Annotated in this window: 14 protein-coding genes; all 14 read left to right on the top strand. The window is 64.6% G+C overall.

Annotated elements, in window-relative coordinates:
* The first annotated feature begins 44 nt into the window (after nt 1-44).
* The 14 genes from NKH90_RS08085 to NKH90_RS08020 all read left to right on the top strand — a co-directional run bounded on the left by NKH90_RS08085 (nt 45) and on the right by NKH90_RS08020 (nt 21,994).
* A complete protein-coding gene (locus tag NKH90_RS08085) occupies nt 45-2,111 on the top strand; it encodes a PAS domain-containing hybrid sensor histidine kinase/response regulator (RefSeq protein ID WP_352681465.1) in 2,067 nt (688 codons plus the stop codon).
* Nucleotides 2,112-2,261: 150 nt separating this feature from the next.
* Nucleotides 2,262-3,761 carry a helicase HerA domain-containing protein gene (locus NKH90_RS08080; RefSeq protein WP_352501119.1) on the top strand — a complete coding sequence of 500 codons (1,500 nt, stop codon included), beginning with the start codon at nt 2,262-2,264 and terminating at the stop codon, nt 3,759-3,761.
* 412 nt (nt 3,762-4,173) lie between these two features.
* A complete protein-coding gene (locus tag NKH90_RS08075; protein ID WP_352470181.1) occupies nt 4,174-5,280 on the top strand; it encodes an efflux RND transporter periplasmic adaptor subunit in 1,107 nt (368 codons plus the stop codon).
* Nucleotides 5,277-8,480, top strand: coding sequence for an efflux RND transporter permease subunit (locus tag NKH90_RS08070; protein WP_352818610.1), 3,204 nt, complete (start codon nt 5,277-5,279; stop codon nt 8,478-8,480). Before NKH90_RS08075 ends, NKH90_RS08070 begins: the two co-directional genes overlap by 4 nt.
* Nucleotides 8,481-8,923: 443 nt before the next feature.
* Nucleotides 8,924-9,523, top strand: a complete 600-nt coding sequence (locus tag NKH90_RS08065; protein WP_023676288.1) for an ANTAR domain-containing response regulator — start codon at nt 8,924-8,926, stop codon at nt 9,521-9,523.
* A 2-nt stretch (nt 9,524-9,525) separates the two neighbouring features.
* Nucleotides 9,526-10,764 carry a CmpA/NrtA family ABC transporter substrate-binding protein gene (locus NKH90_RS08060; RefSeq protein WP_352818607.1) on the top strand — a complete coding sequence of 413 codons (1,239 nt, stop codon included), beginning with the start codon at nt 9,526-9,528 and terminating at the stop codon, nt 10,762-10,764.
* 359 nt (nt 10,765-11,123) lie between these two features.
* Entirely contained in the window at nt 11,124-12,440 is a 1,317-nt protein-coding gene (locus NKH90_RS08055) for a CmpA/NrtA family ABC transporter substrate-binding protein (protein WP_352767269.1), read from the top strand.
* A gap of 75 nt (nt 12,441-12,515) precedes the next feature.
* Nucleotides 12,516-13,412 carry a nitrate ABC transporter permease gene (ntrB, locus tag NKH90_RS08050; RefSeq protein ID WP_352818604.1) on the top strand — a complete coding sequence of 299 codons (897 nt, stop codon included), beginning with the start codon at nt 12,516-12,518 and terminating at the stop codon, nt 13,410-13,412.
* 11 nt (nt 13,413-13,423) lie between these two features.
* Complete coding sequence (locus NKH90_RS08045; RefSeq protein WP_352681456.1) at nt 13,424-14,221, top strand: ABC transporter ATP-binding protein; 798 nt, start codon at nt 13,424-13,426, stop codon at nt 14,219-14,221.
* Nucleotides 14,222-14,612: 391 nt separating this feature from the next.
* A complete protein-coding gene (locus tag NKH90_RS08040; RefSeq protein ID WP_352469909.1) occupies nt 14,613-14,810 on the top strand; it encodes a twin-arginine translocation signal domain-containing protein in 198 nt (65 codons plus the stop codon).
* Between the two features lie 58 nt (nt 14,811-14,868).
* Complete coding sequence (locus tag NKH90_RS08035; protein ID WP_352818599.1) at nt 14,869-16,170, top strand: MFS transporter; 1,302 nt, start codon at nt 14,869-14,871, stop codon at nt 16,168-16,170.
* A 19-nt stretch (nt 16,171-16,189) separates the two neighbouring features.
* Nucleotides 16,190-18,640, top strand: coding sequence for a nitrite reductase large subunit NirB (nirB, locus tag NKH90_RS08030; protein WP_352818596.1), 2,451 nt, complete (start codon nt 16,190-16,192; stop codon nt 18,638-18,640).
* Nucleotides 18,641-18,706: 66 nt separating this feature from the next.
* Nucleotides 18,707-19,036, top strand: coding sequence for a nitrite reductase small subunit NirD (nirD, locus tag NKH90_RS08025; RefSeq protein ID WP_352448440.1), 330 nt, complete (start codon nt 18,707-18,709; stop codon nt 19,034-19,036).
* 3 nt (nt 19,037-19,039) lie between these two features.
* Complete coding sequence (locus NKH90_RS08020) at nt 19,040-21,994, top strand: nitrate reductase (protein WP_352818593.1); 2,955 nt, start codon at nt 19,040-19,042, stop codon at nt 21,992-21,994.
* Nucleotides 21,995-22,075 lie beyond the last annotated feature (81 nt).

Here is a 22,075-nt window from a genome sequence, read left to right as displayed (position 1 = left end):
CGATGCAGAAACTGTCGAGAAACGGAGCAAGGAAGCTGGAGGTTATGGCGCCGGCAGCAGGGCCGGCAAAGGCGCGCATCCTGGCCGTGGATGACGACGAGCGCAATCTGCTGGCGATCGGCGAGGTTCTGGCCCCTATCGGTGAAGTCGTCTGCGTGCAGTCGGGCGAAGAGGCGTTGCGCGCACTGCTGAAGGAGGATTTCGCAGTCATCCTGCTGGATGTGCTGATGCCCCGGCTGGATGGCTACGAGACCGCGGGATTGATCCGCCAGCGCGAGCAATCCAGGCGAACGCCGATAATTTTTCTCACCGCCATCAACAAGGAAGACGCGCACATGCTGCGCGGCTACGACGCCGGCGCGGTCGATTACGTGTTCAAGCCTTTCGACCCGGCCATGCTGCGTTCCAAGGTCGCCGTGTTCGTCGAACTTCATGAGAAGACGCTGGAAATCCAGCAAAAGGCGGCTGCCGAGCAACGGCTGCTGGCCCAGGCACTGCAGGCGCAGAAGGAAAAGCTCGAGGCCGAGCGAGCCCTGCGCAGCGCCCAGGAGCGGCAGCATGCCATTTTGAGCTCTCTTCCGGTCTGCTTCCACGCAAGGGCGGCGGAGCCGCCGTTCGGCGCCAGCTTTGTCACCGAAGGGGTCGAACGCCTGACCGGCTTTCCTCCCGAACGCCTGACATCCGATCCAGGCTTCGGCCTGAGCCGGGTTCATCCCGACGATCTGCCGAGAGTGAGGGAGGTCCTGCTCGCAGCCAAGGCCGCCGGCTCCTACACCTGCGAATTCCGCTGGCAATGCGCCGACGGCAATTACCGGATTTTTCTCGACCAGGGCGTCCTGTCGAATGGCTCCGACGGCAAAGAGCCTGAGATCCTCGGCACGTTGCTGGACGTTACCGAGCGGCGCGAGCTTGAGAACCAGCTGCTGCAATCGCAGCGCCTCGACGCGATCGGCAAGCTTACCGGCGGGCTGGCGCATGATTTCAACAATCTGCTTGCCGCAATTCTCAGCGGATTGGGATTGCTCGAGCGCCACGCCGAGTTCGATGGACAGACCAGGCAGGTTCTGGAACTGACACGCCGGTCGGCAAAACAAGGCGCCGAGCTCGTCAACCGCATGCTTGCGTTCTCGCGCCGCCAGACGCTGAGGCCGCAGGCCGTGCGCCTCGCCGCGCTCGGCGATACAATGAACGGGTTGGTGGCCCCGGTCCTGGGCGGCCTGATCCGTTTCGATTGGCTTGTCGACGACACTGTGTGGCCGGCGCATGTCGATGCCAGCCAGCTGGAGCTCGCGCTGATGAACCTGGTCTTCAACGCGCGCGATGCCATGCCGTCCGGCGGCACGATAATCGTGGAGGCGCAAAATCGAACGCTAGGCCGTGCAGCCGAGGATATTTCGGCGGGCGACTATGTCGTGGTCACCGTCAAGGACACCGGGTCGGGCATACCGGCTGACATTCTCGCCAAGGTCGTCGAACCGTTCTTCACCACAAAACCGGTCGGCAAGGGCACTGGCCTCGGTCTGAGCACGGTGCATGGTTTCGTCAAGCAATCGGGCGGCACGCTTCGCATGGAAAGCACCGTCGGCAGTGGAACATCCGTCCAGCTCTGGCTGCCGCGTTCAATCGAGCGTCCGGTCGAAATCCCCGAGAAATCCGATGCCGACGACAGCGTCGTGAATGCCGGCGAGGACTATCCATCGGTCCTGCTGATCGACGACAGCAACGTACTGCGGGAACTGACGGCGCAATCGCTTCGCCAACACGGCTTTGCGGTTACCTGTGCCGCGGGCGGTGCCGAAGCGCTGGCGATGATCGAGCGCGCGCCGTACGATTTCGATGTCATCGTCACCGATTTTGCCATGCCGCTCGTCTCGGGCCTGGAGGTCATTCGGTTCGCCCGCAATCTGCGGGCCGATTGGCCGGCGGTGATGATAACCGGATATGCCGATGCCGACGCGATCGCCGGCCGGCCCCCCGACGTGCCGCTGCTCGGCAAACCGCTGCGCGACAAGGATCTTGTGGAGAGCATTCTTGCAGCGGCCGCGCGCGCCGGCTCGCAGAAAGCCAGGCAGGCCCAGCCGGTGAAAGGCGGGTACCGGTTTTCGACCTGAGGAGACAAGCCTCATCGAATCGAAACGGTACGTTCCGTATCCTCGATCGTCCGCGACATCCAGCCTGTGCGCAACACGGAGCGCCGGCCATGCCGCGCTCGACGGGCTGTGATGCGATTGATAAGCCCTCTCCGCAAGGAGAGTCGAGACATGACCGTTGCGATCGAGATGGGCCAGACGAGCGCAGGCGCCCCGGCGGCGCTGGATCTCGAGGAGCTGCTGGCGACCCGCCTTTTGGTGCAGGGCAATTCGGGCTCCGGCAAGTCCCACCTGCTGCGCCGGCTCTTGGAGCAGAGCGCGCCCTGGGTGCAGCAGACCATCATCGACCCCGAAGGCGACTTCGTGACGCTGGGCGACCGTTTCGGCCACCTGGTGATCGACGCCGAGGAGCATACCGAGCGCGGCCTGCAGAGCGCCGGCGAGCGGGCGCGCATCCACCGCGTCTCCACGGTGCTCAATCTCGAGGGGCTCGACGCCGAGAACCAGATGCGGCGCGCCGCCGCCTTTCTCGGCGGGCTTTTCGAGGTCGCCCGCGACCACTGGTACCCGATGCTGGTGGTGGTTGACGAAGCGCAGCTGTTCGCGCCGGCTGTCGCCGGCGAGGTTTCCGACGAGGCGCGCAAGCTCTCGCTCGGCGCCATGACCAATTTGATGTGCCGCGGCCGCAAACGCGGGCTGGCCGGCATCATCGCCACCCAGCGGCTGGCCAAGCTTGCCAAGAACGTCGCCGCCGAGGCTTCCAATTTCCTCATGGGCCGGACCTTTCTCGATATCGACATGGCGCGCGCCGCCGACCTGCTCGGCATGGAGCGGCGCCAGGCGGAGGCTTTTCGCGACCTCGAGCGCGGGCAATTCATGGCGCTCGGCCCGGCGCTGTCGCGCCGTCCGCTGGGCTTGCGGATCGGCCCGACCGATACAAGTCCGCGCAACGCGACCCCGCGCCTGATGCCGCTGCCGGAATCGGCGTTGGAGGACGCGCGCGCGATCATCCTGGCGGCCCCGCCGCCCGAAACCGTCCGGCCGCAGCGCCGGTCGTCGCCGGACCTGCTCGACCAGCTGATGGCGGCGAAATCGGCGGCGCTGGAAATCCGCCCCCAAGCGGTGGAGCCGCCGATCAGCGCCGAGGATTTGGCGGAGCGCCGCGAGCGCGTCGACCGGGTGCTGCGCGCCGTGCTGGCGCAACCCGATGCCGGCTTCCGGGTCATCGGCGTGCTTTATCAGGAGTTCGTGGTCCGCTGCCGCATCGAGGGCCTCGCCTCGGTCGTGCCGGACCTGCCGGAGTTCCGCCGCATGCTGACCCGCGCCCGCGCCGGCCTCGGCTCCGACATGGCAGGCGATGACGCTTGGCAGGACGTCTCGGCGCGCGCCTCGCTGCTCCCCGAGGACATGCAAGGCGTGTTCATGATGATCGCCCGCGCCGCCAAGGAAGGCTGGCCCTGCCCGAGCGACGCGGCGATCGCCCGCGCCTACGGCTCGCACTCGCTACGCCGCGCCCGGCGCCTGCTGATATATATCGAGGAGCAGGGGCTGATCGTCTGCCAGCTCGACGGGGTTGGAAGGCGGACGGTGACGCTGGTGGAGCTCGCCTGGGCGACCGCGCCGGGCGATCCCAATGCAGAGGACGCGGAGCAGGGGAGTTTGGCGGTGTAAGGGCTGATGCGGTTCCGATAGCGAAATGGCGGCTTTAACGTTTGAAGAAGGATTGCGGACGTTCAGCCCGACGGGACCAGGGTCTGTTCCCAGGTCTAGCCGCCCCTCTCAATGGCATCCCCGGACCGCCCGGTGGATCTGCATCGCAAGTGGCGGGTGGCGGGGCAGCCACAGGGTGGACATTTCAGCCCACATCGAAAATGATCATGTTGCCATGCACACACTGTAGTGCTCTGATTTCGACGAAAAGCCTGAGCGTAGAAGCGGATCAACCGACCTCCGGGTCCAGCGAGCGAGGACGCAAATGGACACCCAAGAGAATGGGCAATTGCATCGCGACGCGGGCGGGCGACCCTGTCGATCGGCCGGCTGGCTTACCCGCGCCGCCGTGTTGGCGGCATTCGTGCTCGGCATGGCTTTCAGCAGCACTGCGTTTGCGCAGGACCAGCAGTTACCCGTGGTGACGGCGGCCAAGCCGGTGGTCCGTGAAATCGTCGAAGACGACGAGTTCGTCGGGCGCTTCGAAGCCCTCGACCAGGTCGCCATCCGTTCGCGCGTCAGCGGCTATCTGGACAAGGTCAGCTTCCAGGACGGCGCACTGGTCAACAAGGGCGACCTGCTCTTCACCATCGATCAGCGTCCGTACCAGGCGGCTTATGATGCCGCCAAGTCGCAAGTGGACGTCGCCAAGAGTCTGCTCGAATTCTCCAAGATGCAGCTGGATCGCGCCGACGAACTCGCCAAGACCGGCAATATCTCAACCGCGACGGTCGACGACCGCCGGCGGGAATACCTTTCGGCGCAGGCGCAGATGCAGGGCGCGACGGCTGCGCTGACGACGGCCAGACTGAACATGGAATTCACCGAGATCAAGGCGCCCTTGTCCGGCCGCATCGACCGCCGGCTGGTGTCGGTCGGCAACCTCGTGCAGCCGGATTCCACCTTGCTGACGACCATCGTTACGCGCGATCCGATCGACTTCTATTTCGACGTCGATGAGCGCCTGTATTTCAGCTACGCCCGCGACGCGAAGGAGCGCGGCGGCAGCATGCAGGAAGGCGCCGGCGGGCTTGAGGTGGTGGTTCGCGTCGCCGACCGCGCGGAGGCGGTATTCAAAGGCAAGCTCGATTTTGCCGAGAACCGGATCGACAACGCGACCGGCACCATGCGGGTGCGTGCAAGGTTTCCCAACGCCGACGGCATTCTCCAGCCAGGCATGTTCGGGCGCATCAACGTGCCGGGGTCGCTGCCGCATAGCGGCGTGCTGGTGCCCGACGAGGCGATCGGCGCCGATCAGGATCGCCGCATCGTGTTCCTGGTGGATGAGGCCGGGATGGTGTCGGCGAAGCCCGTGCGCACCGGCCCGCTTCTCGACGGCTACCGGGTGATCCGCCAGGGCCTGACCGGCGATGAGACGATCATCGTCAACGGGCTGATGCACGCCAGGCCCGGCACCAAGGTCAAGGTCGAGATGGTGACGTTGCCGCCCAGGGCCGAGACCGCCGAGTTGCAGCAATGAGGTTCGCACATTTCTTCGTCGACCGTCCGATCTTCGCATCGGTCGTTTCGATCGTCCTGCTGATCCTCGGCGGGATTGCTTATACCCAGCTGCCGGTCGCGCAATATCCCGAGATCGCGCCGCCGACCATCGTCGTTCGCGCCCAGTATCCGGGCGCAGACGCCGAGACGGTCGCAGCGACGGTGGCAACGCCGATCGAGCAGGAGATCAACGGCGTCGAGGGCATGCTCTACATGTCGTCCTATTCGTCGGGCGACGGGGCGATGGCGCTGACCATCACCTTCAAACTGGGCACCGATCTCGACCAGGCGCAGGTGCTGGTGCAGAACCGCGTGTCGGTCGCCGAGCCGCGCCTGCCCGAAGAAGTCCGCCGCCTCGGCATCACCACCACCAAGACCTCGCCCGACCTGATGATGGTCGTGCACATGCTGTCGCCCGACAATACCTACGACCAACTCTACGTCTCGAACTACGCCCGCTCGCGGGTGCGCGACATACTGCTCAGACTAGACGGCGTCGGCGACCTCATCATCTTCGGCGAACGCGAATATTCGCTGCGCATCTGGCTCGATCCGGAAAAACTGTCCGCCCTGGGGATGACCTCGGGCGATGTGGTGCAGGCGCTGCGCGACCAGAATGTCCAGGTGTCGGGCGGCTCGATCGGCGCGCCGCCGACCAGCACCGGCACGGCGTTCCAGTACACGGTCACAACGCAAGGCCGCTTCAACGACGCACGCGACTTCCGATACGTGATCGTCAAATCGACCGACGACGGCCGCCTGATCTCGCTCCAGGACGTGGCGCGCATCGAGCTCGGCGCCAAGGATTACGTCACCAACTCCTATCTCAACGGCAAACCGGCGGTGGCGCTCGCCATCTTCCAGCGGCCGGGCACCAATGCGCTCGCCGCAGCCGCGGAGATCCAGGACAAGATGAAGGAGCTTTCCCGCGACTTCCCGAAGGGGTTGAGCTACGACATCGTCTACAATCCGACCGAGTTCGTCGCCGAGTCGATCCAGGAGGTCTACAAGACGATCCTCGAGGCGATGCTGCTGGTCATCATCGTCATCATCGTCTTCCTGCAATCGTGGCGCATGGCGATCGTGCCGATCGTGGCGATTCCCGTGTCGCTGATCGGCACGCTGGCGGTACTTTACGCCGCCGGCTTCTCGCTCAACATGCTGACGCTGTTCGGCCTCGTTCTGGCGATCGGCATCGTCGTCGACGATGCGATCGTCGTGGTCGAAAACGTCGAGCGCAATATCGCCAGAGGGCTGGCGCCCAGTCCGGCGTCGCACCTGACCATGGACGAAGTCGGAACGGCCGTCATCGCGATCTCGCTGGTGCTGATAGCCGTGTTCGTGCCGACAGCCTTCATCCCCGGCATTTCTGGGCAGTTCTATCTGCAGTTTGCTATCACCATCGCGGTGTCGACGGCGATCTCGGCATTCAATTCGCTGACGCTTTCGCCGGCGCTGGCCGCACTGCTGTTCAAGCCGCATCACGCCGCGGCGGCGCCGCCGCGCTTTTTCCTGGCGCGGTTCGGACGGGCGCTCGCCGACGGCTTCAATCGCGGCTTCGACAGGGTCGCCCATTGGTATTCGAGCATTATCCGCGTGCTGGTCGGCTCGTGGATAACGATGGCCGCCATGCTGGCCGTTTTCGCGGCCCTCATCTACGCCACGGTCTACATGGTGCAGGCGGTGCCGCGCGGTTTCATTCCGTCGCTTGACCAGGGCTATGCGATCGTCGTCGTCCAGTTGCCGGACGGCGCTTCGCTGTCGAGGACCGATTCGGTCATCCAGCAGGCGTCGCAGATCATCCAGAAAACGCCAGGCGTCGATTACGCTGTCGCCTTCGCCGGCTTCTCCGGCGCGACCTTCACCAACGCCAGCAACGCGGGCGTGATCTTCGCCAGGTTCAAGCCGTTTGACGAGCGACTGAAAGCCGGCCAGTCGGCGACCCAGGTCATCGGCAATCTGTTCGGCAGCCTGCAAAGCATCAAGGAAGCCTTCATTATCGCACTGCCACCGCCGCCGATCCGCGGCGTCGGCAATGCCGGCGGCTTCAAGCTGCAGATCCAGGAGCGCAACAGCGCCGACATGCGGCAGATCCTGGCGCTTGCCTACGAAATCGCCGGCAAGGCCAACAAGACGCCGGGGCTGACGGGCGTGTTCACCACCTTCTCCGCGTCGAGCCCGCAATTCTTCCTGGAGATCGATCGCGACAAGGCGCGCATCCTGAACGTGCCGATCCCCAACATCTTCGAGACGCTGTCGATCAATTTGGGCACCGCCTACGTCAACGACTTCAACGCGTTCGGGCGCGTCTACCAGGTGCGGGCGCAGGCCGACCAGGCGTTCCGCCTCGATCGCGCCGACATCTTGAAACTGAAGGTGCGCTCGGCGACCGGCGCGCTGGTTCCGCTCGGCACGTTGATCGAGATCCGCGACGTCACCGGCCCAGCGCTGGTCCAGCGCTACAACATGTACGTCTCAGTGCCGCTGCAGGGCAACGCCGCGCCCGGCGTTTCCACGGGCGACGCGCTGGCATTGATGGAAGGGATCACGGCAAAGACGCTGCCGGCCGGTACCTCCTATGAATGGACCGAGCTCGCCTATCAGGAGCGCAACACCGGCAATGCCGCTGTCTATATCTTCGGACTGTCGGTGCTGTTCGTGTTCCTGGCGCTGGCGGCGCAATATGAAAGCTGGGTGCTGCCGTTCGCCATTGTGCTGGTGGTGCCGCTCGGCGTGCTCGCGGCGTTGCTCGGCGTGTCGCTCCGAGGGCTGGACAACAACATCCTCGTGCAGATCGGCCTCATCGTGCTGATCGGGCTTGCCGCCAAGAACGCGATCCTGATCGTCGAATTCGCGCGGCAGGCGCAGGAACGCGGCCTGTCGGCCGCCGAGGCTGCCGTCGAAGCCTGCCGGCTCAGGCTGCGGCCGATCCTGATGACCGCCTTCTCGTTCATCCTCGGCGTCGTGCCGCTGATGATCGCAACGGGCCCGGGCGCAGAAATGCGCCAGTCGCTCGGCACCGCGGTATTCTCCGGCATGCTCGGCGTCACCTTCGTCGGCCTGTTCCTGACGCCGGTGTTCTACGTCACGCTCAGGTCGCTGTTTTCACGGCGCAAGCCCCGTGCCGAGGCCGAACCTTCGGGGCCGGCAGAGGCGCCATCGGAGACGGCCGCCGAGTAGGGTTACGAATTCGCCGCGCGAGCGCGGTTATCACTCCAGAAAATCGGCGCGGCGCGGCAACAGCTACGATCTGCGCAACCTCGGCGTCGAGGTGCCGCGGAGACCCTGCTCGGTCTGATCCAGCCTGACAGCCGCATCCAGTTCAGCGAGACGATGCCGGGCGGAGAGGCCAATGCGATCTTCTATCTGGTCGACCAGGCGGGGCTTGAGGGCGCAACCGCGACCTCCGGAGTCCTCGCTTGCGATGTCTGCTTCCGCCCGTCGCGATCACCGTGCGCCGACAGACCTGCAGGCAGCCGATCAGGCGGGTGCGGCGCCCGCGGCGTCAACTTCGTGGCGCCGGCCGTCGTCCAATTCCTCAGGCGGCGCCTGGACGCCGGCTTTGTTTCCGTGAATCTCGCCATGCCGCATTGCACAATCGTCTCGCCTGCGCAAAATGCGGCATGATCCGCAAATCCCTCACTGTTCTGGTGATCGATGAAAACCACATCCGCGCTTCGATAATCGAAGCGGGATTGCGGGAGGCCGGGCATCAGCAGGTCACGGTCATCCACGACGTCGCCGGCATCGCGCGGCGGATCGCCGAGATCGAACCCGACGTGATCGTCATCGATCTCGAAAATCCCAACCGCGACATGCTCGAAAACATGTTCCAGCTTTCGCGCGTGGTGAAGCGGCCGATCGCCATGTTCGTCGACCGCTCGGATCAGGCTTCGATCGAAGCTGCGGTGGAAGCGGGGGTATCGGCCTATGTCGTCGACGGCCTGCGCCAGGAGCGGGTCAAGCCGATCCTCGACATGGCGATCAGCCGCTTCAACGCCTTCTCGCGCATGGCGCGCGAACTGGAAGAAGCCCGCAGCGAGTTGGAGAGCCGCAAGGTGATCGATCGCGCCAAGGGCATCCTGATGAAATCGCGCGGCCTGTCGGAGGACGCGGCCTACACGCTGCTGCGCAAGACAGCCATGAACCAGAACCGCAAGATCGCCGAAATCGCGCAGAGCCTGGTGACGGCGGCAGGGCTTCTGGATCCCGAGGAGAGTTGAGAATGGCGGCCGAGCACCGGATCAATGCTGGCTTCATGCCGCTCTTCGACAGCGCCATCCTTGTCGCAGCGAAGGAAATCGGCTTTGCTATGCGCGAAGGCATCGACCTCACCCTCAACCGGGAAACGTCCTGGGCCAACATCCGCGACCGCATCGCCATCGGCCACTTCGATCTGGCGCACATGCTGGGGCCGATGCCGATCGCCTGCAATCTGGGGCTGACGCCGCTCGCCTCCGATACCGTCGTGCCGTTCTCGCTCGGCCTCGGCGGCAATTGCGTGACGGTTTCAAACGCGGTCTGGGCCGGCATGGCCGCGCACGGCGCCCAACCCGATCTCGATCCGGCGCGGGCCGGCAAGGCATTGCGAGCGCTGATTCGCGAACAGGCGAATGGCGGCGGCGATCCGCTGCGCTTCGCCGTCGTCCATCCGCATTCCGGGCACAATTACGAATTGCGCTACTGGCTCGCCGCCTGCGGCATCGACCCGTCGCGTGAAATCGAGATCGTCATCGTGCCGCCCCCCTTCATGGCCGACGCGCTCGCCGCCGGCAGGATCGACGGCTACTGCGTCGGCGAACCCTGGAACAGTGCCGCGGTCGTCGCCGGCACCGGCCGCATCGCCACGGTCAAGGCGGCCATCTGGAAGACCAGCCCGGAGAAAGTCGTTGGCGTGCGCAAGGCATGGGCGGAAAGAGAGCCGGACGCGCTTTCAGCCCTGCTGCGTGCGATTCATCACGCGGCGCGCTGGTGCCAGGATCCGGCAAACCGTGACGAACTCGCGGCCCTGATGGCGCAGCCGGCCTTCCTCGGGCTTGCGCCGGCGCTGCAGATGCCGATTCTCAGCGGGCATCTGGCGCTCGGCGGCGGCGCCGAACTCACCGTCGGTGACTTCTTTCTGCCCTTCAACAAGGCGGCGAACTTCCCGTGGAAGAGCCATGCGCTGTGGTTCTACACGCAGATGGTGCGCTGGGGGCATGTCCCGCACACGCCGGAAAACCTCGCTATTGCCCGCGACTGCTACCGCCCCGATCTCTACCGCTCGGCGTTGAAGCCGCTTGGCGTGGCGCTTCCCGGTGCCAATGCCAAGGTCGAGGGCGCGCTGAAGGCCGCGACTCCGGTCGGTTCGGCGGGGGCAAGCCTGGTGCTCGGTCCCGATGGCTTCTTCGATGGCCAGATATTCGATCCCGACGAGATCGACGCCTACATTGCCGGCCAGAAATTGGCGCGCGCTGAGGCCTGATCATTTCTCCGGCATTCTTGTGCGCTGCACAAAAAATGTGCGTGCAACTGCGCTAATGAACAATCCTTGGCTTGCTCGCCCAGCGGGCCGGCGCGCCGAAGATTGTGGCATGCCGTTGATCTCATTGATGTTTGTCACCCATTCCGAAACTGGCACGGTTCCTGCTTTGTAATAGGCAGACTCTTCTCGGGTCACGGAATAGGCGTCCAATGGCGGGCGCTACAGGCAAAGCTGCCGCTCAGGTCAACACGCGATCCCGGATGGACGGACGCGCGCGGCCTGGCCGGCGGCTTTTTTTGTTTTGGTCGAACACGCAATCGACGGCGCCGATCCCAAGCCGCGCCCAACCGGAGATGACGATGACGAAAAGCACCAATAGCCATTCCGCCCAAACGGCGATCAGCCGCCGGGATTTCCTGAGGATCAGCGCGGCCACCGCGGCAACGCTGGCCGCGGCGCGTGCGCTGCTGCCCTCCGGCGCCTATGCGGCGCCCGCCGCGCCGGAAGTCACCGGCGCCAAGCTCGGCTTCATCGCATTGACTGATGCAGCACCGTTGATGATCGCCAAGGAGAAAGGCCTGTTCGAGAAATTCGGCATCCCCGATGTCGAGGTGCTCAAGCAGGCCTCCTGGGGGGCGACGCGCGATAATCTGGTGCTCGGCGGCGAAGCCAACGGCATTGACGGCGCCCATATCCTGACGCCGATGCCTTATCTGATGCACACCGGCAAGGTGACGCAAAACAAGCAGCCACTGCCGATGGCGATCGTGGCGCGGCTCAACTACGACTGCCAGGGCATTTCCGTCGCCCAGGAATATGCCAGCACCGGCGTCGGCCTCGACGCCTCCAAGCTGAAGGACGCCTTCGCTGCGAAAAAGGCCGCAGGCAAGGAGGTGAAGGCCGCCATGACCTTCCCGGGCGGCACGCACGATCTTTGGCTGCGCTACTGGCTGGCTGCCGGCGGCATCGATCCCGACAAGGACGTCTCGACCATCGTCGTGCCGCCGCCGCAGATGGTCGCCAACATGAAGGTCGGCAACATGGACGTGTTCTGTGTCGGCGAGCCGTGGAACGAGCAACTCGTCCACCAGAGCGTCGGCTTCACCGCCGCCACCACCGGCGAACTGTGGAAGGGCCATCCGGAAAAGGCGCTCGGCCTGCGCGCCGCCTTTATCGACAAGTACCCGAACGCCACCAAGGCGATCCTGATGGCCGTCATGGAAGCCCAGCAATGGTGCGAGGCAAAAGAAAACAAGGACGAGATGGCCGCCATCATCGGCAAGCGGCAGTGGATGAACGTGCCGACTGCCGACATCATCGGCCGCCTCAAGGGCGACATCAACTACGGCAATGGCCGCGTCGCCAACGGCACCGACCTCTATATGAAGTTCTGGAAGGGCGGCGTGTCCTATCCCTTCAAGAGCCACGACAGCTGGTTCCTCGCTGAAAATATCCGCTGGGGCAAGTTCGCGCCGACCACCGACATCAAAGCACTGGTCGGCCAAGTAAACCGTGAGGATCTGTGGCGCGAGGCGGCCAAGGATCTTGGTGTCGCCGCGGCCGATATTCCGGCGTCTACGTCGCGAGGCACTGAAACCTTCTTCGACGGCAAGATATTCGATCCGGAGAACCCGTCGGCCTATCTCGACAGCCTGAAAATCAAGGTGTCGGCCTGAGCCTGACAGGGATGCGCGGCAGGCGGTGGCAGCGCCGCCTGCCTTGCACCTGCCGCCAAGGAGTTTTTTCGAGAAATGTCTATCCAAGCCATCGAGGACCGCAAGGTGAAGCCGTTCCCCGCACCGGCCAAGCCCCCCGAGGTCATCGCCTTGACCGCCAGGGCGCGGCGCCGCTTCGACCCGGCCGCGGTCGCCGCCAAGCTGGCCAGCACGCTGGTGCCGCCGGTCATCGTCATCACCATTATGCTCGTCGTCTGGCAGGTCGCCTGTTCGTCGCCCACGGCCAGCCTGCCACCGCCGAGCCAGGTGTGGAACGAGGCCTATGACCTGATCGCCCACCCGTTCTTCGACAATGGCCCGCAGGACATCGGACTCGCCTGGCGGGTGCTGATGTCGCTGCAGCGCGTCGCCATGGGCTTCGGCCTGGCAGCAATCGTCGGCGTCGCGCTCGGCGCGCTCGTCGGCCAGTCGATCTGGGCGATGCGCGGTCTCGATCCGGTCTTCCAGATCCTGCGCACGGTGCCGCCGCTCGCGTGGCTGCCGCTGTCGCTGGCGGCGTTCCGAGATTCCAGCCCGTCGGCGATCTTCGTCATCTTCATCACCTCGATCTGGCCCATCATCATCAACACCGCGGTCGGTGTCCGCAACATCCCCGAGGACTACCGCAACGTCGCCCGTATCCTCCGGCTCAACCAGTTCGAGTTCTTTGTGAAGATCATGGTGCCGGCGGCCGCGCCCTACATCTTCACCGGCTTGCGGATCGGCATCGGCCTGTCCTGGCTCGCCATCGTCGCCGCCGAAATGCTGACCGGCGGCGTCGGCATCGGCTTCTTCATCTGGGACGCGTGGAACTCGTCGCGCCTGCCCGACATCATTGTCGCGCTCGCCTATATCGGCATCACCGGCTTTTGCCTCGACCGCCTGGTCGCGGCGGTCGGCGTCTTCGTCACCCGCGGCACAACGGCAAAGTGAGGAGAGGGACGATGACGGCCTATCTGAAACTCGACCACATCAACAAATCCTTCGCCCGCGGCAGCCAGGTCAGCGACGTGCTGAAGGACATCCGGCTGACTATCGACAAGGGCGAATTCGTCTCGATCATCGGCCATTCCGGCTGCGGCAAGTCGACCTTGCTCAACCTGATCGCCGGCCTGACCAAGGTCTCGGCCGGCGCCGTCCTGCTCGAAGACAAGGAGGTCGACAGCCCCGGCCCGGAACGCGCCGTGGTGTTCCAGAACCACAGCCTGCTGCCTTGGCTCACCGTCTACGAAAACATCAACCTCGCGGTATCCAAGGTCTTCGGCGGCAAAAAGAGCCGGGCCGAGCGGCATGAATGGATCATGCGCAATCTCGATCTCGTGCAGATGGCGCATGCCAAGGACAAACGTCCGGCCGAGATTTCGGGCGGCATGAAGCAGCGCGTCGGCATCGCCCGGGCGCTGGCCATGGAGCCGAAGATCCTGCTGCTCGACGAGCCCTTCGGCGCGCTCGACGCGCTGACCCGCGCGCATCTTCAGGACGCGGTGATGGATATCCATTCGAGGCTCGGCTCGACGACGATCATGATCACTCACGATGTCGACGAGGCGGTGCTGCTGTCCGACCGCATCGTCATGATGACCAACGGGCCGGCGGCCACCATCGGCGAGGTTCTTCCCGTGCCGCTGGCCCGGCCGCGTCGGCGCATTGAGCTTTCCTCCGACCGCACCTTCCTGCGCTGCCGCGAGGCGGTGCTGAAATTCCTCTACGAACGCCACCGCTTCGTCGAAGCCGCGGAGTAAGGCCATAATTGGAAACTCGTCATCATCATTGGCAAATCTGCATCGGCAATGGGCAATCTACCGCATTGCACAAATATTATGCTGCTGTGCAAGGCATTTTGACTAATCTTTGATCCGCTGCCGAGCTTGGTCAAAAGTCGCGCGGCTGCGGTTCATATTGATTTCATTCTATAATTAAGAGCGCTGTCGAATTGGCACGCTTCCTGCTTTCCAAAATGTAGGGTCCGCAAGGGCCAAGTGACACGGCGTCCAATGGCGGGCGCCACAGGCAAAGCTGCCGCTCAGGTCCACACGCGCTCCCGAAATCCCGGACGCGAAGACCTGGCCGGCGGCTTTTTTGTTTTGACGCAATCGACACGCTGGTCCCAAGCGGCGCCAACAGGAGACGACGATGACGAAACGGATCGGAACTGGCGCGTCCCTCGCGGACTTCACGCGCCGCGATTTTCTGGCCGCCAGCGCGCTGACGGCGGCGCTGTTCACCGCCGCGCTCCTCCTCTTTCCCGCCGGCGCCAAGACTGACGGCAAGGGTCTTGAAGTGACCGCGCAAAGGTCGGTTTCAACCAGTTCGCCGATGCTGCGCCGCTGACAGTCGCGAACGAACAGACAAGGGCGGTGCCTCCCACGCCGCAAACCGGAGCCAGAAAATGACCGCAAATCTCCCACCCGCGCCCAGCCAGGACAGCGCTCCCCGGCAGGCGCTTGCCATGTCCACCATCGCCTTCACCGTCTGCTTCGCGGTGTGGACGATCTTTTCAATCATCGGCGTGCGCATAAAGCAAGAGCTGGGGCTGAACGAGACGGAGTTCGGCCTGCTCGTCGGCACGCCGATCCTCACCGGCTCGCTCGTGCGTATGGTGCTCGGTGTCTGGACCGACCGTTTTGGCGGACGGCTGGTATACACCGCGACCATGCTTGCGGCGGCGGTCGCGACCTTTCTGCTCGCTTTTGCGCACACCTACGGGCAGATGCTGGTCGCCGCACTAGGCGTTGGGCTCGCCGGCGGTTCCTTCGCCGTCGGTGTCGCCTATGTCTCGCGCTTCTTCCCGGCCGGCAAGCAGGGTACGGCGCTTGGCATTTTCGGTGTCGGTAATGTCGGCGCCGCCGTCACCAAGTTCCTGGCACCGTTCGTGCTTCTCTCCTGGGGCTGGCAGTCGGTCGCGCTGATCTGGGCGGCAGCACTCGTCGTCATGGCCGCCGTCTTCTGGTTCACGACTGGCGACGATCCGGTCATCCGCGAGCGCCGCGCCGGCAAGGCAGCGCCCAAGAGAAGCTTCTTGCAGGAATTCGCGCCGCTCAAGAACCTGCAGGTCTGGCGCTTCGCCTTCTATTATTTCTTCGCCTTCGGTGCGTTCGTGGCGCTCTCGCTGTGGCTGCCCCGCTACCTGATCGGCGTCTATGGCTTCGGGCTTGCGACCGCCGGCATGATCGGCGCGGCCTATTCAATACCGGCAAGTATTTTCCGCGCCTATGGCGGCGTGCTTTCCGACCGGATCGGCGCCCGCACCGTGCTCTACTGCACCTTCGCTGTCAGTGCCGTCGCGACTCTCGTTCTGTCTCTCCCCTCGGCAGACTACGTCGTGCGCGGTATCAGCGGGCCGATCGCCTTCCATTTCGAGATCGGCCCGCTCGCCTTCATAGCCGTTGCCTGTGTGCTCGGCTTCTTCATGAGCCTCGGCAAGGCCGCCGTCTACAAGCACATCCCGGCCTACTATCCGCAGAGTGTCGGCGCGGTCGGCGGCGTTGTCGGCATGATTGGCGGGCTCGGCGGCTTTGTCCTGCCAATCGCCTTCGGCGTGCTCAACGACCTCACCGGCGTCTGGTCGAGCTGCTTCATGCTGCTCTTCGTCATCGTCGCCACCTGCTTTGCCTGGATGCATCTTTCCATCCGGCGGATGGAGCGCACGGCGCCTGCCGAAGCTTCAGGCCTTTCCTACGCGGCTGAGTGAGAGCGGAGTGGATCAGGACATGACCGAGAAACTCGTCATCATCGGCAACGGCATGGCCCCCGGGCGCATGCTGGAGCATCTCCTGGAAAAGGCGCCTGGGCGCTACCAGGTCACCATCTTCAACGCCGAGCCGCGCGTGAACTACGACCGCATCATGCTGTCGCCGGTTCTGTCGGGCGAAAAGGCCTATGAGGAGATCATCATCCATGGCGACGGCTGGTACATCAAGCACGGCATCACCCTCTACAAGGGCCACAAGATCGTCGCCATCGACCGGCAGGCAAAGACCGTCACCTCCGATCATGGCGTGACCGAGCCCTACGACAAGCTCGTCATCGCCACCGGCTCGGTGCCGTTTATCATTCCGGTGCCAGGCCATGACCTGCCGGGCGTGCTCACCTATCGCGATCTCGACGACGTCCGGGCGATGATGCTTGCCGCCCAGTCGCGGGCCAAGGCTGTCGTCATCGGCGGCGGCCTGCTCGGCCTGGAAGCGGCTGCGGGTCTGAACGCGCAGGGCATGGACGTCACCGTGCTGCACGTCATGCCGACGCTGATGGAGCGTCAGCTCGATCCGGCCGCCGGATATCTCCTGCAGCGCGCCGTCGAGCAGCGCGGCATCAAGGTCATCACCAAAGCCAACACCCAGGCGATCACCGGCAACGGCAAGGTCGAGCGGGTGGAGCTTGCCGACGGCACAGTCATTCCCGCAACGCTCGTCGTCATGGCGGTGGGCATCAGGCCGAATGCGGCGCTGGCGAAGGAAACCGGCATTGCGGTCAATCGCGGCATCGTCGTCGACGCCGGCATGCGCAGCAACGATCCCGATATCTACGCAATCGGCGAATGCGCCGAGGTCAACGGCCAGGTCTACGGGCTGGTCGCGCCGCTCTACGAGATGGCGCGCGTCGCCGCCAGCCATCTGGCCGGCAATGAGGCGGCGGCTTTCGTCCACATGGACACGCCGACTAAGCTCAAGGTCACCGGCATCGAGCTGTTCTCTCTCGGCGACTTCGCCGAGGGCGATGACCGTCAGGAGATCGTGCTGCGCGATGCCGCGGCCGGCGTCTACAAGCGCCTCGTACTCAAGGACGACCGCATCATCGGCACTGTGCTCTATGGCGAGACGGCGGACGGCGCCTGGTTCAACGACCTCAAGAAGAAGCAGACCGACATATCCGAGATGCGCGATAGGCTCATCTTCGGCCAGTCCTACCAGGGAGGTGCCCCCCTGGACCCTATGGCGGCCGTTGCAGCCTTGCCGGATGATGCGGAAATCTGCGGTTGCAACGGCGTATGCAAGGGAAAGATCACCGGCGCGATCACGGCCAGGGGCTTGACCTCGCTCGACGATGTGCGCGCCCACACCAAGGCGTCGGCCTCCTGCGGCTCCTGCACCGGGCTGGTCGAAAAGCTGATGGTGCTGACCATCGGCGACAAATACAACCCCGCGGCGGTCCAGCCGATGTGCAGCTGCACCGCGCTTGGCCATGACGAGGTCCGCCGGCTGATCAAGGCCAAGGGCCTGAAGACCATTCCCGCCGTCATGCAGGAACTGGAGTGGAAGACCTCCTGCGGCTGCGCCAAATGCCGGCCGGCGCTCAACTATTATCTCGTCTGCGACTGGCCCGACGAATACGCCGACGATTACCAGTCGCGCTTCATCAACGAGCGCGTCCACGCCAACATCCAAAAGGACGGCACCTATTCGGTAGTGCCGCGCATGTGGGGCGGCGTCACCAACGCGGCCGAATTGCGCGCCATCGCCGACGTCGTCGACAAGTTCGAGATCCCGATGGTCAAGGTCACCGGCGGCCAGCGCATTGACATGCTCGGCATCCGCAAGGAAGACCTGCCGGCGGTATGGGCCGATCTCGGCCAGGCCGGCTTCGTCTCCGGCCACGCCTATGCCAAAGGACTGCGCACGGTGAAGACCTGTGTCGGCTCGGACTGGTGCCGCTTCGGCACGCAGGATTCGACCGGCTTGGGCATCCGTATCGAAAAATTCATGTGGGGCTCGTGGACCCCGGCCAAGGTCAAGATGGCGGTGTCGGGCTGTCCGCGAAACTGTGCCGAGGCGACCTGCAAGGATGTCGGCGTGATCTGCGTCGATAGCGGCTACGAGATCCATTTCGCCGGCGCCGCCGGTCTCGACATCAAGGGCACCGAAGTGCTCGGCCAGGTCAAGACCGAGGACGAGGCGCTGGAGCATATCGTGGCGTTGACGCAGATGTATCGCGAGCAGGGTCGCTATCTCGAGCGTATCTACAAATGGGCCAAGCGCGTCGGCATAGCTGAGATCAAGCGTCAGATCATGGACGATGGCGAGAAGCGCAAAGCCTATTTCGACCGCTTCGTCTTTTCGCAGAAATTCGCCCAGGTCGACCCATGGTCGGAACGTGCTTCCGGCAAGGACAAGCATGAATTCCGGCCGATGGCTTCGGTCGGCTTTGCCCAGGCGGCGGAGTAGGCGCGTGTTCCCGAAAAGTGGAATGCGGTTTTCGGACAAGAACACGCGCAAAAGAGGAATGGCCACATGAACTGGGTATCGATCGGCACGCTCTCGGACATTCCGCGTCGCGGCGCGCGCTGCGTCGCCACGCCGGAAGGAAAGATCGCCGTCTTTCGCACGGCCGACGATCAGGTCTTTGCCATCGACGACCATTGCCCGCACAAAGGTGGGCCGCTCAGCCAGGGCATCGTCCATGGCACGGCGGTGACCTGTCCCTTGCACAATTGGGTGATCTCGCTGGAGACAGGCAAGGCGCTCGGCGCGGACGAGGGCGCGGTGCGCACCATTGCCGTGCGGGTCGACGGCGAGCGGCTGTTCATTGCGCTGGAAGCGCTGGCCAGCCGCGCGGCGTGAACCATGCAGATTGATGAAGCGCGCGAGGTGAGGACCACCTGCCCCTATTGCGGGGTGGGTTGCGGCGTGCTGGCGAAGGTCGCCGCGGACGGTGAAATAACCGTTCGCGGCGACCCGGACCACCCGGCGAATTTCGGCCGGCTCTGCTCCAAAGGCTCGGCGCTGGCTGAGACCATCGACCTCGACGGCAGGTTGCTATACCCGGAGATCCACGGTCGCCGCACCGACTGGGACGAAGCGCTCGACCTTGTCGCTTCGACCTTCTCGCAAACCATTGCCGAACACGGCCCCGGTTCGGTCGCCTTTTATGTTTCCGGCCAGTTGCTGACCGAGGACTATTACGTCGCCAACAAGCTGATGAAAGGCTTTATCGGCTCGGCCAATATCGACACCAATTCGCGCCTGTGCATGGCCTCGTCGGTCGCCGGCCACCGCCGCGCCTTTGGCTCGGACACCGTTCCGGGAAATTACGAGGACCTGGAACTTGCCGACCTGATCGTGCTGGTCGGCTCCAATCTCGCCTGGTGCCATCCGGTACTCTACCAGCGCATTGCCGCCGCCCGGGAAAAGCGGCCCGAGATGAAGGTGGTGCTGATCGACCCTCGCCGCACCATGACCTCAGACATCGCGGACATGCATCTGGCGATCGCGCCCGATGGCGACGTCGCTTTGTTCACCGGGCTGCTCGCCTATCTCGGCCAGCACAACGCGCTGGACCGCACCTATATCACGGCGCACACGACCGGCTTCGGGCAAGCGCTTTTCGCCGCCTCGGCGCTCGATCTTGCCGGCATCGCGGCTGCCACGGGTCTCAGTGAGGACGAACTGGCCCGCTTCTACAGCCTGTTTGCCGCGACGGCGAAGACGGTGACCGTCTACAGCCAAGGCGTGAACCAGTCGTCTTCGGGCACCGACAAGGTCAACGCCATCATCAACTGCCATCTGGCCACCGGCCGCATAGGCAAGCCCGGCGCCGGGCCGTTCTCGGTGACCGGCCAGCCCAACGCCATGGGCGGCCGTGAGGTCGGCGGCATGGCCAACATGCTGGCCGCCCACATGGAGATCGAAAACCCCGAGCACCGCGAACGCGTGCAGCGCTTCTGGAATGCCCCAACCGTCGCCGAAAAACCCGGCCTGAAAGCGGTCGAGATGTTCCGAGCGGTGGCCGACGGACGCATCAAGGCGCTGTGGATCATGGCCACCAACCCGGTCGATTCGATGCCGGATGCCGATGCCGTCGAAGCGGCGATCAGGGCCTGCCCGTTTGTTGTGGTCTCGGACGTGCTGGGCGAGACCGACACGGTCCGCCACGCCCATGTCCGGCTGCCGGCCACCGCATGGGGCGAAAAGGATGGCACCGTCACCAATTCGGAGCGCCGCATCTCGCGCCAGCGGGCTTTTTTGGCCAGGCCCGGCGAGGCAAGGCCAGATTGGTGGATCATCACTGAAGTCGCCAAGCGGATGGGCTTCGGCGAGGCTTTTTCGCATGTGTCGCCGGCCGACATCTTCGCCGAGCACGCGGCGCTGTCGGGCTTCGAGAATGACGGCGCGCGCGATTTTGATATAGGCGCGTATGGCGATATCGGTGCAGAGGCCTATGAGGATCTTCTGCCGTTCCAATGGCCAGCGCCGGCCCCACCCTCCCCCTTGAGGGGAGGGTCGGCACGCGCGTTGAGCAAAGCGAAACAAGCGGGACGGGGTGGGGTCGGTGGTGAAGTCTCGACCTCTCCGGGTCGCCCCACCGAGGTGGAGGCCGTCGCAGATGACCCCCTCTGGCCTGCCGGCCATCTCCCCCTCAAGGGGGGAGATCAGCCTGCTGCTCGGCTATCGCCAGTCTCCCAGGTTGATGAGTGGGCGCAGCCGGCAAAACTGCCAATCTCCCCCCTTGAGGGGGAGGTGGCCGGCAGGCCAGAGCGGCGCGCGCGGCGCCAGCCGGAGGACAAAAGCACCCGCTTCTTCGCCAACGGCAATTTCTACACACCCGACGGCAAGGCACGCTTCATTGCCATCCGCCCAGCCGCACAAACCCGCACCAGCCTGGACTACCCGCTCGTCCTCAACACCGGGCGCGTCCGCGACCATTGGCACACCATGACGCGGACCGGCAAGAGCCCGCGCCTGTCGCAGCACATGGCCGAACCGTTCGTCGAAATCCACCCGGCGGATGCGCAGCACTTCGGTATCGGCGATGCCGACATCGTGCGCGTCTCGACTGGCCATGGCGAGGTGCTGGTCCGCGCCCTGGTGACGGTGCGCCAACGCCAAGGCTCTGTATTCGTTCCGATGCACTGGACCGATCAGATCTCCGCCCGCGCGCGTGTCGATGCACTGGTCCCGCCGACGACCGATGCGATTTCAGGTCAGCCGGCCTCGAAGAACGTTGCCGCCCGCCTCGAACGCTTCGCTGCCGCAGCCTTCGGTTTCGCGGTGTTTGCCGAACGGCCCGCCTCGATCGACGCCGATTACTGGAGCCTCGCCCGCTGCCCCGCCGGCTGGCGGCTTGAAATTGCGCTGCAGGACAGCCGTGACTGGACCGGGTTTGCCGCCTCCCTGTTAGGCATGGAAGGCGAGACGCTCGCCTATCACGACATCGCCGGCGGGCACCATCGCTTCGCCCGTTTCGCAGGCAATCGGCTGGTCGGCGCGCTCTATCTTGCGCCTACCCCGGTAGCGGTGTCGCGCGGGTGGGCAGTCGAACAACTTGGTGCTGACCATGCCGATCGGCAGGCGCGGTTGGCGATTGTCGCCGGGCGGCCGGGCGGCAACAGCGTCGACCGCGGTGCCACCGTCTGCGCCTGTTTCGGGGTCGGTGCCAACCAGATCGCGGAAGCGGTACGCGGCGGCTGTACCAGCGTCGCGGCAATCGGCGCCGCCCTTCACGCCGGCACCAATTGCGGCTCTTGCCGCGCCGAGATCAAGACCATTATCGACGGGCGGCGTCTGCAAGCTGCGGAGTGAATGCACCGAGAAACTCTGCCGTGCCGCTGCATGATGCTTACTAGCAATTTACAAACCATGGGCTACCAACGTCCTGACTTC

The sequence above is a fragment of the Mesorhizobium sp. M0898 genome, assembly GCF_040319695.1.
GTDB lineage: Bacteria > Pseudomonadota > Alphaproteobacteria > Rhizobiales > Rhizobiaceae > Mesorhizobium.
The sequence above is the reverse complement of the archived record's forward strand: the minus strand, read 5'-3'. Positions and strand labels throughout refer to the sequence as shown.